This window comes from Rhizobium sp. BR 314 (genome assembly GCF_047445805.1).
GTDB classification, from domain to species: domain Bacteria; phylum Pseudomonadota; class Alphaproteobacteria; order Rhizobiales; family Rhizobiaceae; genus Rhizobium; species Rhizobium lusitanum_B.
Genome location: NZ_JARWLA010000004.1, coordinates 143,230 through 156,263, shown reverse-complemented (window position 1 = coordinate 156,263; position 13,034 = coordinate 143,230). Strand labels below are relative to the sequence as shown.

Here is a 13,034-nt window from a genome sequence, read left to right as displayed (position 1 = left end):
TATCCACCACGCCCGTCAGGCAGCGGCGCCCGCGCGCGTATCAGCCTTGCGCTGAATTCCCAGCTGTTCAAGAACAGCGGATACGAGCGGTGAACGGTTCATCGTGTAGAGATGAAACTCGTCGATGCCACGGCGCACCAGATCCTGGATCTGCTCGGCGGCGACCTCGGCCGCAACTCGTGCACGCAGCTCGACATCATCGTCCGTACCTGCAAAACGCTTATCGAGCCAGGACGGAATGCTGGTGCCGCAGGCGCCCGCAAAGCGCTTCAGCTGCGTCAAATTTTGAATCGGCATGATCCCCGGCACAATCGGAATTTTGATCCCGGCAGCGCGCACGCGGTCATGATAGCGCTCGAACGCATCATTATCGAAGAAGAACTGCGTCAAAGCCCTGTCGGCGCCGTTATCAGCCTTGCGCTTCAACATATCGACATCGGCAGAAGTATCGCGGCTCTCAGGATGCTTTTCCGGATAGGCCGAAACGGAAATATCGAAATCGCCGCGCTCGCGCAGGGCAGCCACCAGTTCGGCCGCATTGGCATAGCCGCCCGGATGTGGCTGATATGCAGAGCCGACGCCGCCCGGCGGATCGCCACGCAGGGCCACGAAACGGCGAACGCCAGCCGCTAGAAACTCATCGATCACCCGATGCGTGTCCTCGCGCGTGGCGCCGACGCAGGTCAGGTGCGACGCGGTGGTGAACGGCGTCTCATGAATCATCTTGCGCACGGCGGAAAGCGTCGGCGCCTTGGTCGAGCCGCCCGCTCCATAGGTAACCGAAACGAATTCGGGATCCCACTCGGTGAGATCAGCAACGGTGTTCCACAGCTGCTGTTCGGCTTCCTCCGACTTCGGCGGAAAGAACTCGAAGGATATGCGGATGCCGCTTTGGCCGTTTTCCATTTTCGAAGACATATCAAACTCTCCCAGCAAGAATGGGGGACGATTGGCGATCTTGCTCGGCCGCGATCTGCAGCCGCGGGTCGCGCGCCAGCCAAATGGTGACTGTCAGCGCCTGACCGCTTTCCTTCCCTGAATGAAGATCCTGTACCTGCTCGACATCGAGCCCCGCCAATTTCAGCCACTCCGATATGGTCTGATGCGAAAAGCCGAGACGCAGATGCGCATGCTCATCACGCAAATATTCAAGCCCGTGCGGCGCCAGATCGATAATCACGAGCCGACCGCCGGGCCGCAGCATTCGTACGGCCTCCACAATCGCAATCTCGGGCTGATCGAGAAAATGCAGCACCTGGTGAATGGTGATCAGATCGAAATCCTGCTCTTCTAAGGGCAGGTTGAAAATGTCACCTTGGCGCACCGAGGCTGCGGTAATGTTGGAACGGTCTAGATTGGCCCGCGCGACGGCAAGCATGTCCCGGCTGGCGTCAATGCCGATCGCGCGCCTATAATGCCCTGCCAATAGCTGCAGCATGCGCCCGGTGCCGGTTCCGAGATCAAGAAAGGAATCGATCTGCTGCGGGCCGATCAGCTCGATCAGCGCCTTGTCCACATCTTCATCAGCGGCATGCAGGCGGCGCAACTCATCCCACTCCGCCGCGTTCCGGCTGAAATAGGCTTGTGCCCGCTCGGCACGGACCCGTTTGACGGCACTAAGACGCTCCGCATCGCGCAACAGAACCGGATCTTTTTCAGCAGTGTGGCGCAGAAGAGTATGCGCAAGCGTTACCGCCTTCCCTTCTTGCTTAAGACGGAAATAGGCCCAGGCGCCTTCCTGATAGCGGTCGATCAGACCCGCCTCGCCCAGTAGTTTCAGGTGACGAGAAATGCGGGGCTGCGATTGGCCGAGAATTTCAGTAAGGTCGGTGACAGTCAGGTCGCCTGCGGCAAGGAGCGCCATGAGACGCAGCCGTGTCTGCTCGCCGACGGCCTTCAGCACGTCCACAACCTCTTCCAAACCGAGCTTCACCAGATCCGTCATTCGACACCCAATCAAGATATAAAGATATCTTTATGTGATTTGAGCGCGATCTGCAAGAGCCAATCGCCCGCGACGCTAATTCGACGTCGGAAATCTCTTAGCTTCTGACGAAAACGGAATATCCGGATACTCGGATGGGCAAACAAAAACCCCGAACAAGCCGGGGTTTTCGAATTGCAAAACCGAGAGGTTAGCGCGTCAGCCGCTTGTGCGCCTGGCTGCCCGGATTGAGGGCATCGGGGCCGAGACGGCGGATCTTGTCCTGCTCGTAATCCTCGAAGTTGCCTTCGAACCATTCGACATGGCCTTCGCCTTCAAAGGCTAGGATATGCGTGGCCAGACGGTCGAGGAACATGCGATCATGGCTAATGATGATGGCGCACCCGGCGAAGTTTTCGAGCGCGCTTTCCAGAGCCCCCAGCGTTTCCGTATCAAGGTCGTTTGTGGGTTCGTCGAGCAGAAGCACGTTGCCGCCAGCCTTCAGCATCTTGGCCAGGTGAACACGGTTGCGCTGACCGCCGGAGAGATTGCCAACCTTCTGCTGCTGGTCACCGCCCTTGAAGTTAAAGGCGCCGCAATAGGCGCGCGAGTTCATGTCGAACTTGCCGAGCTTGATGATTTCGGCGCCGCCGGAGATTTCCTCCCACACGGTTTTATTGCCGTCAAGCGCATCGCGGCTCTGGTCGACATAGCTGAGATGCACCGTCTCGCCGATGCGGACCGAGCCGGAATCTGGCTTTTCCTGCCCCGTGATCATCTTGAACAGGGTCGTCTTGCCGGCGCCGTTCGGGCCGATGATGCCGACGATGCCGCCCGGCGGCAGCTTGATCGACAGATCGTTGATCAGCGTGCGGCCTTCGAAGCCCTTGGTGATGCCCTCCATCTCGATCACCACCTGGCCGAGACGCTCGCTGACCGGAATGATAATCTGCGCATCACCGGGACGCTGATTTTCGGCAGCATCGACCAGCTGTTCGTAAGCGTTGATGCGCGCCTTGGACTTGGCTTGACGGGCCTTGGGGCTGGAGGCGATCCATTCCTGTTCGCGGCTGATTGCCTTCTGACGGCCAGCTTCTTCGCGGGCTTCCTGCTGCATGCGCTTGGCCTTGGCCCGCAGATAAGCGGAATAGTTGCCTTCGTAGGGAATGCCACGGCCGCGGTCGAGTTCGAGAATCCAGCCGGTAACATTGTCGAGGAAGTAGCGATCGTGGGTGATCATCATCACGGCACCCGGATAGTCGCGCAGGTGCTTTTCCAGCCAGGCGATGGTCTCGGCGTCGAGATGGTTGGTCGGTTCGTCGAGCAGCAGCAGGTCCGGCTGAGAGAGAAGCAGGCGGCAAAGCGCGATACGGCGGCGCTCGCCGCCGGAAAGGCTGGTGACTTCGGCATCGCGCGGTGGGCAGCACAATGCTTCCATCGCCATCTCGACCTGACTTTCCAGATCCCACAGATTCTGGCTGTCGATGATGTCCTGAAGCTTGGCGCCCTCTTCCGCCGTCTCGTCGGAATAGTTCATCATCAATTCGTTGTAGCGATTGAGGATTTCGGTTTTCTTGGCAACGCCTTCCATGACGTTTTCGAAAACCGTCTTGTTGGGATCGAGCTGGGGCTCCTGCGCCAGGTAGCCGATGGTGGCGCCTTCTGCCAGCCAGGCTTCGCCGGTATATTCGTTGTCGAGGCCGGCCATGATGCGCAGCACCGTCGACTTACCGGCGCCGTTCGGGCCGAGAATACCGATCTTGGCGTCAGGATAGAAGGAGAGATGAATATTCTCGAGGATCTTCTTGGCGCCATAGGACTTATTCAGTCCGGCCATATGATAAATAAACTGACGTGCCATAGCTTGGGTTACTCCACGGGCGGATAACATTGCGAATTGTGCCGCTATGTAGGCGAAACCCGGCCCTCGGGCAACGGCGAAACCTTGTCCGAGGGCATTTATCCGCGTCTGAAGGGCCGGATTAGCTTAGAAACCTGCCGCGTCCACGACGCCGCGATCGCAGCCGAACGACGTGCTGCCCGCACCCTGAATGAGTTTTGCAAGCCGCGGCTCGTTACCCTGTTGCGGATCGATTGCATCCTCCGACAGGCCTATGGTCAATTCCGAGATCATCCGGACATTGCCGACACGGCGGCAGCTCATCTTGATGCGTGCATTGGCGTCCTCGCCGAAGCTCTGGTCGAAAGCGGCCTTGATGCTTTCCGCATCCAGCTCCTTGCCGATGTTCTTGGCGAAGAGATCACGCACTGCGGAGGCATTGAGCTCGGTGATCAGACCGGCGGCGATGGAGAAGTATTGGTCCGCAGTCAGCTTCGTGCAGGTGCCGTGCTTGACCCATTCATGCCGCTCGAGGCCGGATTGCGTGCCCGGCATGACCTTGTCCAGCTTGGTCTTGACGTCCTGGGAAAGCTGTACCCCCGGCAGGTCCTTCCAGTCGCGGCCGCGATCCGCCTGCTTCAAGTCGTCGGAAACGTCGCAATATTCCTGCCGCATCGGCCAGAGGCCATGCAGCGAAAAATTCGTCGCATCGTAATTGCTTGACGACTGGTTCCGGCATTCCGCCTTCTTCTGGTTTGTAGCACAGAATGCCGGCTCCCAGCTTGCCGCCAGGATGAAGCGGGTACGCCCCCTGCTGTGTTCCTGCGCCGCCGCGCTCGCGAGTGTCCCGACCGAAAGGAGCACAACCGTAAATACTCGAAGCAAATGCTTCATTCCACGCCTCCAACTAGAACATTATGGGAACAAGTAAGCAGCTTGATCGAGCCTATGCAACCCTGAATCACGGGGGCGGGAGAGATTTATTTCTGTGGGCCTCAACGACCGTCCATTGCAATCCGGCCGCCGATCAACTCTCATCCGAGATGGGGAGGAATGGTACATGTTCGCCGAGACGCAACGCCTGAAAAGTCCGACGGGCGCGACGATAGCCTATCATCACACGCCAGCGTCGGGCGCGGCGCGCGGCATCCTCCTGATATCCCATGGCCTTGCCGAGCATTCGCGCCGTTACGAAGCCTTCGCGGGCGCGATGGCCTCGCATGGCTTTCATGTCTATGCCCATGATCACCGCGGCCACGGCGAAACCATCGCCAGCGATGCTCCAATCGGCCGCTTCGCGCGCAGAAACGGCATCGAGCACGTGATGGCGGATGTTCTGGCCGTGCGCGAACGCGCCGCGGCGGCTCATCCCGGTCTGCCGATCATCCTGTTCGGTCACTCCATGGGCGGCCTCATCAGCCTCAACACCGCCGTTTCCTATCCCGACAAGTTCGACGCCGTGACTGTCTGGAATTCCAACTTCAATCCCGGCCTTGCCGGCCGCGCCGCCCAGCTTATCCTGACGACGGAGCGCATGTTCAAGGGCTCGGATGTGCCAAGCGGGCCGCTGCCGAAACTGACCTTCGGCGCTTGGGGAAAATCCATCCCAAACCACCGCACCGAGTTCGATTGGCTATCGCGCGTGCCCGAGCAGGTCGACAAGTACATTGCCGACCCGCTCTGCGGCTTCGATGCCTCGGTCTCGCTGTGGCTGGATATATTCGAACTAAGTTTTCGCGCGCCACAAAAAGCTTATCTCGACCGGTTGAAGCGCGATATGCCGATCCATCTGGTCGGAGGCGGCAGGGATCCGGCAACGGAGAATGGAAAAGCGATTTCCTGGCTGTCAAACCATTTGAAGCGCGCAGGCTTCTCGCATGTTACGACCACCATCCATCCAGACATGCGGCACGAAACGCTGAACGAAATCGGCGCCAATCAAGTCATATCAGACTTTGCCGGTTGGTGCGGAAAAATAGTGATAAAGAATTGATAATAAAAGGAATATCCCAATGAATGCCAATGGCGGTTCCTCGCTGCGCTTGCCGCAGTCGGAGCTGACTTTCGGTCTAGCGATGATGTTCATCTCCGTCATCTTCTCGCCGATCATCGATATCTTCTCCAAGCTTGCAGCAGTCACCGTCCCGCCGGCCGAAGTCACGGCCGCACGCTTCATCCTGCAGGCGTTTTTTGCCCTGCCGATCATGGCCATGCGGGGACAATGGGGCGTCTGGTCATGGCGTCGCAGCGGCGTGCATGCCATCCGTGCCGGCGTACTGACGCTATCCATGGTCTCGTTCGTGACCACCCTTCAGGTCATGGAGGTCGCCGATGCCATTGCCATCTTTTTCGTCGAGCCGATCATCCTGACCGTCCTCAGCAGCATCTTTCTGAAGGAGACCATCGGCTGGCGGCGCTACACCGCCTGCGCGGTGGGATTTTTCGGCGCGATGCTGATTATCCAGCCGAGCTTTCAGGAAGTCGGCTTCGTCGCTCTGCTGCCTGTCGTCGCCGCTTTCTGCATCGCAGTCTATGTGATGATCACTCGCGTCGTCTCTCACAGCGAGGACGCATCCTCAATGCAGTTCCAGACCGGCATATGGGGCATTGCTTTCAGCCTTATCCTGCTTGCCATCGGCCGGGCGACCGGCGTTGCGATCCTCGGTTCGGTCGTCCCGGACCTGACGGCCACGCTCTACCTGCTCGGCGTCGGCGTCAGCGCGGCCATTACCGGCATTCTCACGGTATATGCCTATCGCGCCGCGCCTGCCTCCATGCTGGCGCCTCTGCAATATTTCGAAATCGTCTCGGCGACGATCTTCGGGTGGCTCGTCTTCGACAATTTTCCGGATGCGATCAAATGGCTCGGCATCCTCATTATCATCGGCTCGGGGCTCTACATTCTCTGGCGCGAGCGGCGCTTTGCTTCCAAGCCGGTATCCGATACATCTGAAACAGCATTCACGCCGTAAGCGAGAGAGCGGATCGACATGACAGAACAAAAGACCAACAAACCTCCGCTTTTCGGTATCCGCGTCATCGAGCTTGCCCGCGTGCTCGCCGGCCCCTGGGCCGGGCAGATGCTGGCCGACCTTGGCGCCGATGTGATCAAGGTGGAAAATCCCGATGGCGGCGACGATACGCGCCAATGGGGGCCCCCCTTCGTCGAAGGCAAGGATGGCGAAAACCTCTCGGCCGCCTATTATCACTCGGCCAATCGCGGCAAGCGCTCCATCGTCGCCGATCTCAAGACGGAACAGGGGCAGGAACTGGTGCGCCGGCTGGTAAAGACCGCCGACGTGGTGATCGAGAACTTCAAGCTCGGCGGCCTCGTCAAATACGGGCTGGACTACGAGAGCTTGAAGAAGGTCAATCCCCGCATCGTTTATTGCTCCATCACCGGATTCGGACAGACCGGCCCCTATGCCGGCCTCGCGGGCTACGACTATATCGTCCAGGGCATGTCCGGTTTCATGTCGATCACCGGCGAGCCGGACGGCCAGCCGGTGAAGGCAGGCGTTGCGATCGCCGATATCTTCACCGGCATCTATGCCGTCTCGGCGATAGAGGCGGCACTGATCCATGCCCTGAAGTCCGGCGAAGGACAGCTAGTCGATATGGCGTTGCTTGACGTGCAATCAGCCGTGCTCGCCAATCAGAACATGAACTATCTGATCTCGGGTAAGCCGCCCGTGCGGCTCGGCAACGCCCATCCCAATATCTCGCCCTACGAAGTCGTTCCGACGGCAGACGGCTATCTCATTCTCGCCGTCGGCAATGACGGGCAGTTCCGCCGCCTGTGCACCATTCTCGGCCTCAATACGCAAGCCGACGACGAGCGCTATGCCACCAACAAGGCCCGCGTCGCCCACCGCAACGAGGTCCGGGCATTCATATCGGCAAAGACGTTGACCTGGAACAAGGCGGACCTGCTGAAGGCCTGCGAGGACAATGCCGTGCCCGCCGGCGCCATCAACACGATCGAGGATATGTTCGCCGACCCGCAGATCAAGGCGCGGGGCCTGCGCATCAATCTTGAGGACGCTGCGGGCACCATGATCCCAAGCGTGCGCACGCCGATCGTCCTGTCGGAGACACCGTTGACTTATACGCGGCCAAGTCCGCGCCTTGGGGAGCATCAGGAGGAGGTTCTCGCCGAATTGGCGGAACTGGAGGGAAAGGCGAAGATATGAAACGAACGGGCGGCCAACTCATCGTCGAGGCTTTGAAGGCGAATGGCGTAAAGCGCATTTCCTGCGTGCCGGGTGAGAGCTTTCTTGCAGTGCTCGATGCGCTGCACGACAGCGACATCAACATACTCGTCTGCCGTCAGGAGGGGGGTGCGGCGATGATGGCGGATACCTGGGGCCGGCTGACCGGCGAGCCGGGCATCTGCATGGTGACCCGCGGCCCCGGAGCCACCAACGCATCGGCCGGCCTGCACATTGCGCGGCAAGACTCGATCCCAATGATCTTGTTCATCGGCCAGGTCCAGCGCGATGCCCGCGAGCGCGAGGCGTTCCAGGAGGTGGAATTCCGGCGCGCACTTACCGAATTTGCGAAATGGGTCGGCGAGATCGACGATGCTGCCCGCATCCCGGAGTTCGTCACCCGCGCCTTCGCGATCGCGACCTCGGGACGTCCTGGCCCCGTCGTGCTGACGCTGCCGGAAGACATGCTGCGCGACGAAGTCGAGGCGCCGGAAGCCAAGCCCTATACGCCCGTCGCCGCTCACCCCGGTCGCAGCGAGCTTGCCGATCTTCAGCGGCGGCTGGCTGCCGCAGAGCGCCCGATGGTCATTCTGGGAGGCACACGCTGGAATGACGAAGCCGTTGCCGGCATCCGGCAATTCGCAGAGCGTTTCAACCTACCCGTCGGCTGCTCCTTCCGCCGTCAGATGCTGTTCGACCATCTTCATCCGAGCTATGCGGGCGATGTCGGCATCGGCATCAATCCGGCGCTGGCAAAGGAAATCAAGGAATCCGATCTGCTGATCCTGCTCGGCGGTCGCCTCTCCGAGATGCCTTCCTCCGGCTACACGCTGGTCGATATCCCCTACCCGCGCCAGCAGCTCGTCCATATCTATCCCGATCCGTCGGAGCTGGGCCGCGTCTATCGCCCGGATCTGGCGATCTGTGCCAGCCCCACCGATTTCGTCGCCGCCCTTGCTGATCTGGAGGCTCCGGGCAATGCCCGTTGGGCAGAGCGGACCGAGCGCATGCATGCCGCCTATCTCGCCTGGTCAACGACGCCGGAGAAAAACCCTGGCTCGGTTCACATGGGTCGCATCATGGATTGGATCGAAGCCAATACGGCGGCCGATACGATCTTCACCAACGGTGCCGGCAATTACGCGACGTGGCTGCACCGCTTCCACCGTTTCCGCCGCTTCGAAACCCAGGCAGCGCCGGCTTCGGGATCAATGGGGTATGGCCTGCCGGCAGCGGTTGCCGCCAAGCAGCTGTTTCCGGAACGGGAAGTCATCTGCTTTGCCGGCGACGGCTGCTTCATGATGCACGGGCAGGAATTCGCAACCGCCGTCCAATACGGCCTGCCGCTCATCACGCTGGTCATCAACAACGGCATGTACGGCACGATTCGCATGCATCAGGAACGCGAGTATCCCGGCCGCGTCAGCGGCACGGAGCTCAGGAATCCGGATTTTGCAGCACTTGCCCGTGCCTATGGCGGCCACGGAGAGACGGTGAAGGCGACGGAGGAATTTGCTCCGGCCTTCGAGCGAGCCCGCGCCAGCGGCAAGCCGGCCATCATCGAGATCGCGCTTGATCCGGAAGCGATCACGCCATCGCGCACGCTGACGGAAATCGCCCAAACGAAAGGCCGGTGAGCGCAAGCTCCCCGGCCTCCCAAAACACGCCAGTTTGGCTTAGTCGAGCGCTGCGGTCACAATGAACTCGACCTTGTACTTCGGCGCAGCGAGCTTGGCTTCGCTGGTTGCGCGAGCAGGCGTGTTGGCCGGATCAACCCAGGCTTCCCAGGCAGCGTTCATTTCTGCGAAATCGGAAATGTCTGCGAGGTAGATGAGCGTCTGGAGGACCTTCGACTTGTTGGTGCCGGCTGCTGCGAGCAGGCGGTCAACTTCGGCCAGCGCCGACTTGCACTGATCCGTAACGCTCGCGCCTTCGCCGACCTGGCCAGCGAGATAAACGGTGTTACCGTGAATGACCGCGCCGCTCATGCGGGCGCCGACGTCGATACGCTTGATGCTCATGGTTTTCTCCTGATGTTGTTTTGACAGGTAAATGGGGCGAGGCACTTGGCTCACCCCGCAATCTCAAGGGCTGCAAGAGCAGCTCGGCCGCGTCGGCTTAGCCGCGAATATGGTGGGTCTTCTGGTATATCGCCGTTGAACGGGCGCCGGACCGGCAATAGCCGAGCATCGGGCGCGGAAATTCGTCGAGCGCATCGACCATGCCCTGCACGGCCTCTTCTGTGACGCCCATCGGGCCGACGGGCACATGAGCGATCTCAAGGCCCAGCTCTTTGGCGCGTGCCTCGATCACGTCGAACGGCGTCTGGTCCGGGCTTTCACCGTCCGGACGATGGCATACGATAGACTTGAAACCCATGGCCTTGATCTGGTCGAGATCGTCTACGCTGATCTGGCCGGATACCGAATACTCATCATCGATCGGGCGGATATCCATGGTTCATGTCCTCTCTAAAACTGTGGCATTGATCTACGCCGCCCGGCATCCAGCGTCAACCGCCGCGCGCGCTCAAACGAAGGCAAAGTTGAGCATGAAGTTGCGGGCTTCACCGGGCTGAAGGATATTGAATTCACCCGCCTCTTGAAGCTCGGCACGCGAGACCCAGCGGTGTGAAACCGGCTCGATGCCGAGCACGTTCGCCGGCTCTCGCTGATTGCGCCAGACCTGCAGGAAAGGCAGGGTTTCCGCGCCAAAATGCACCCTTAGAGACTTCCCGCCGATAGCAGCGATAGGTCCAAGGCTGACCTGCGCCCAATCCTGTCCGCTCTCCCGCGCAGGCACGCAGAAAATATCACCACCCTCTTTGCCGAATGCCCAGGGTAAGCTCCCATCTTCAAGCATCTGCCCGGTAAGGCGGATACCGTCATCGAACCATTTGCCGCCGATATTCATGTGGTACATCAGGAAAACCGGCATCGCCTCGCTGCTAGTGTTGATGACGCGGTCAACCAGGGAAACCTCGCCGGTCGAACCGTCGATCCGCCAATGGCGCTCCAGCCTCGCCGCCTGTCCCTCGGCGGTGACAACATCGATATCAGCACGGCACTCCGCATTGCCATTCTCAAATTTGGTCCAGAGAACTTTGGCCGGATTGGAGGAGAACGAACCATGCAGCGGATAGCGCTTGCCCTCGAAAGCACCCGTCATCGGCTGCGGATGGCGGATATGATCCGGTCCACAGGTGAAAAGGAAACCCTCGAGCGAATGGTCGATGCGGGGATCGCCGTCATCGGGAATGGCGCGTCCGGGAGCAAGATCATTTCCGTCTACGATGCAAGCACCGATATCCAGAACCGAAGTCTCATCAAGTGCAAGTCTCGGCCCTTTTGCCGCGGCAAAATCTATCATTCCTAGGAATCCTCCCTGATCGGCCCTGCGCGCGGACGTTGCTCCACAGCGGGACGGGCCGCAAATAAATGGTGATTTACCTTACCGAATGTTAACTTGAACCCTTGATCACACAAATTTTTATATTTTATTCAGCATGATAATCTAAATATCCATACTGGCGTCAAATTTGCCATGTGTGTGTCAGCCGAACGACTACCCGAGGATTCGACAGACGTGAACCGGTTCGTAAGATTGAGTTTTGTCCTGGCAATGACAGCCAGCGTGTCTGTGCTCGCGCTCACCGACGCGCAGGCACAGTATTATCGCAGCGGCAACCGCGACACGGTTCTGGTTACACCCGACGGCCAAATTCTTGAGCAGTATCCCTACGGGAGCGGATACTCGATGGCCCGCGACGGACGCGGTCGGCGAGTCCTGGTCGATGCCTATGGTAACGTTGTCGCCACCGAAATGAGGGCGAGCACCTATTACCCTCGTGCGCCGGCTCGCGATGCCTACAATAACAATGGAAACGGGAACGGCGGTCGCTACGGCGATACGCAGCTTTCCAACAATGGCGGCTACCGCGACTATCGCCAATATCGCAACGATGGCTATGGTCGCTACGATCCGCAGGATCAGGATGTCGTGACCGGCGCCATCCCGCGCGATGGCGATGTACAGAGCCAGCCGCTCGACAATCAACCGATGCCGGACCGGAGCCAGGGTCAGACCAATCCGAGCGGCAACGACTATGCTTCGATCGACCCGCAGCAAGCGACGCCGGATATCATCCGCAAGCCGGCGGCAGAGCCGGTCATCACGCTCAAGGGCAAGTCAAAGATGGAAATCACCGCGCTCGAGGTCTTCCTCGCGCGGCAAGGGATTTCGCCGGGCGCCATCGACGGCCGTATGGGGGCAAATGTCACGAAGGCGATCTACGCCTATCAGCAGATGACGGGACAGACGCTCGACCCCAACAATACCGATGCGATCCTCGAGCAGCTGCGCATGTCCGGCGGCATGCCGATCGTCAATTATACGATCACCGCAGCCGACGCAGCAGGCCCCTATGTTGCATCGATCCCCGAGGATTATGCCGCGAAAGCCCAGATGCCGTCGCTCGGCTATACCTCGACGACTGAAATGCTGGCGGAGCGCTTTCATATGGATGAGGGCTATCTGAAGGCACTCAATCCAGGCGTCGATTTCACTATACCCGGCAACACTATCAAGGTCGTCAATACCGGCCCCAGCAAGACCGGCTCGGTCGCAAAGATCCTTGCGGATAAGGGGCGCAAGCAGGTTTTCGCCTATGATGCCAACGGCACGCTGATCGCCGCCTACCCGGCCAGTATCGGCTCTGCCGACACGCCTTCGCCGTCAGGCACGGTGACTGTCGAGCGCGTCGCCTTCAATCCAGGCTACACATACAATCCAAAAATCAACTTCCAACAAGCCGGAAACGACAAGGTTCTCAACATCCCGCCTGGTCCGAACGGTCCGGTTGGAACGGTATGGATGGCCCTGTCGAAACCAACCTACGGTATCCACGGTACGCCTGATCCCTCCAGAATCGGCAAGACGCAGAGCCATGGCTGCGTGCGCCTCACAAACTGGGATGCGACAGAGCTGGCAAAGATGGTCAAGCCCGGCGTGGTCGTGGAATTCGTCGACTGATCGCCAGACAAGGTTGAACGAAAAAGCC

Annotated in this window: 12 protein-coding genes; 5 read left to right on the top strand and 7 right to left on the bottom strand. The window is 59.7% G+C overall.

The annotated features are described in order from the left end of the window. Positions 1 to 15: 15 nt before the first annotated feature. The 4 genes from metF to QD461_RS07815 form a co-directional block, all read right to left on the bottom strand. On the bottom strand, positions 16 to 918 hold the full coding sequence (gene metF, locus QD461_RS07830) for a methylenetetrahydrofolate reductase [NAD(P)H] (RefSeq protein ID WP_414087221.1): 903 nt from the start codon (positions 916 to 918) through the stop codon (positions 16 to 18). A 1-nt stretch (position 919) separates the two neighbouring features. Continuing rightward, on the bottom strand, positions 920 to 1,945 hold the full coding sequence (locus tag QD461_RS07825; protein ID WP_414087220.1) for an ArsR/SmtB family transcription factor: 1,026 nt from the start codon (positions 1,943 to 1,945) through the stop codon (positions 920 to 922). A gap of 190 nt (positions 1,946 to 2,135) precedes the next feature. Continuing rightward, the gene (gene ettA / locus QD461_RS07820; RefSeq protein WP_414087219.1) at positions 2,136 to 3,785 is read right to left on the bottom strand and encodes an energy-dependent translational throttle protein EttA; all 1,650 of its coding nucleotides are present in this window, start codon (positions 3,783 to 3,785) and stop codon (positions 2,136 to 2,138) included. Between the two features lie 126 nt (positions 3,786 to 3,911). Continuing rightward, positions 3,912 to 4,658 (bottom strand): ribonuclease T2 family protein, encoded by a 747-nt coding sequence (locus QD461_RS07815; RefSeq protein WP_414087218.1) that lies wholly within the window; start codon positions 4,656 to 4,658, stop codon positions 3,912 to 3,914. Between the two features lie 166 nt (positions 4,659 to 4,824). Here QD461_RS07815 and QD461_RS07810 point away from each other — a divergent pair, with 166 nt between their 5' ends. From QD461_RS07810 to QD461_RS07795, 4 genes are read left to right on the top strand one after another with little or no spacing between them, the layout of a single operon-like run. Next, entirely contained in the window at positions 4,825 to 5,757 is a 933-nt protein-coding gene (locus QD461_RS07810; protein ID WP_414087217.1) for an alpha/beta fold hydrolase, read from the top strand. 19 nt (positions 5,758 to 5,776) lie between these two features. Then, complete coding sequence (locus tag QD461_RS07805; protein ID WP_414087216.1) at positions 5,777 to 6,736, top strand: DMT family transporter; 960 nt, start codon at positions 5,777 to 5,779, stop codon at positions 6,734 to 6,736. Positions 6,737 to 6,754: 18 nt separating this feature from the next. Next, on the top strand, positions 6,755 to 7,957 hold the full coding sequence (locus QD461_RS07800) for a CaiB/BaiF CoA transferase family protein (protein WP_414087215.1): 1,203 nt from the start codon (positions 6,755 to 6,757) through the stop codon (positions 7,955 to 7,957). Then, the gene (locus tag QD461_RS07795; RefSeq protein WP_414087214.1) at positions 7,954 to 9,612 is read left to right on the top strand and encodes a thiamine pyrophosphate-binding protein; all 1,659 of its coding nucleotides are present in this window, start codon (positions 7,954 to 7,956) and stop codon (positions 9,610 to 9,612) included. The genes QD461_RS07800 and QD461_RS07795 overlap by 4 nt, the downstream gene beginning before the upstream one ends. Positions 9,613 to 9,651: 39 nt before the next feature. Here QD461_RS07795 and QD461_RS07790 read toward each other — a convergent pair whose 3' ends face one another. The 3 genes from QD461_RS07790 to QD461_RS07780 form a co-directional block, all read right to left on the bottom strand. Next, positions 9,652 to 9,996, bottom strand: a complete 345-nt coding sequence (locus tag QD461_RS07790) for a RidA family protein (RefSeq protein ID WP_414087213.1) — start codon at positions 9,994 to 9,996, stop codon at positions 9,652 to 9,654. 97 nt (positions 9,997 to 10,093) lie between these two features. Then, positions 10,094 to 10,432: a TIGR01244 family sulfur transferase gene (locus QD461_RS07785; RefSeq protein ID WP_414087212.1), complete on the bottom strand. Its 339-nt coding sequence runs from the start codon at positions 10,430 to 10,432 to the stop codon at positions 10,094 to 10,096. Positions 10,433 to 10,504: 72 nt separating this feature from the next. Beyond that, positions 10,505 to 11,344 carry a DUF4432 family protein gene (locus QD461_RS07780; protein WP_414087211.1) on the bottom strand — a complete coding sequence of 280 codons (840 nt, stop codon included), beginning with the start codon at positions 11,342 to 11,344 and terminating at the stop codon, positions 10,505 to 10,507. A gap of 216 nt (positions 11,345 to 11,560) precedes the next feature. Here QD461_RS07780 and QD461_RS07775 point away from each other — a divergent pair, with 216 nt between their 5' ends. Continuing rightward, a complete protein-coding gene (locus QD461_RS07775; RefSeq protein WP_414087210.1) occupies positions 11,561 to 13,006 on the top strand; it encodes a L,D-transpeptidase family protein in 1,446 nt (481 codons plus the stop codon). The last annotated feature ends 28 nt before the right edge of the window (positions 13,007 to 13,034 follow it).

Excerpts from the sequence above, each read along its gene's own strand:
- QD461_RS07825 (WP_414087220.1), bottom strand. The coding sequence starts at position 1,945 with ATGACGGATCTGGTGAAGCTCGGTTTGGAAGAGGTTGTGGACGTGCTG.
- QD461_RS07780 (WP_414087211.1), bottom strand. The coding sequence starts at position 11,344 with ATGATAGATTTTGCCGCGGCAAAAGGGCCGAGACTTGCACTTGATGAG.
- metF (WP_414087221.1), bottom strand. The coding sequence starts at position 918 with ATGTCTTCGAAAATGGAAAACGGCCAAAGCGGCATCCGCATATCCTTC.
- QD461_RS07790 (WP_414087213.1), bottom strand. The coding sequence starts at position 9,996 with ATGAGCATCAAGCGTATCGACGTCGGCGCCCGCATGAGCGGCGCGGTC.
- QD461_RS07795 (WP_414087214.1), top strand. The coding sequence starts at position 7,954 with ATGAAACGAACGGGCGGCCAACTCATCGTCGAGGCTTTGAAGGCGAAT.
- ettA (WP_414087219.1), bottom strand. The coding sequence starts at position 3,785 with ATGGCACGTCAGTTTATTTATCATATGGCCGGACTGAATAAGTCCTAT.
- QD461_RS07800 (WP_414087215.1), top strand. The coding sequence starts at position 6,755 with ATGACAGAACAAAAGACCAACAAACCTCCGCTTTTCGGTATCCGCGTC.
- QD461_RS07815 (WP_414087218.1), bottom strand. The coding sequence starts at position 4,658 with ATGAAGCATTTGCTTCGAGTATTTACGGTTGTGCTCCTTTCGGTCGGG.
- QD461_RS07810 (WP_414087217.1), top strand. The coding sequence starts at position 4,825 with ATGTTCGCCGAGACGCAACGCCTGAAAAGTCCGACGGGCGCGACGATA.
- QD461_RS07785 (WP_414087212.1), bottom strand. The coding sequence starts at position 10,432 with ATGGATATCCGCCCGATCGATGATGAGTATTCGGTATCCGGCCAGATC.
- QD461_RS07805 (WP_414087216.1), top strand. The coding sequence starts at position 5,777 with ATGAATGCCAATGGCGGTTCCTCGCTGCGCTTGCCGCAGTCGGAGCTG.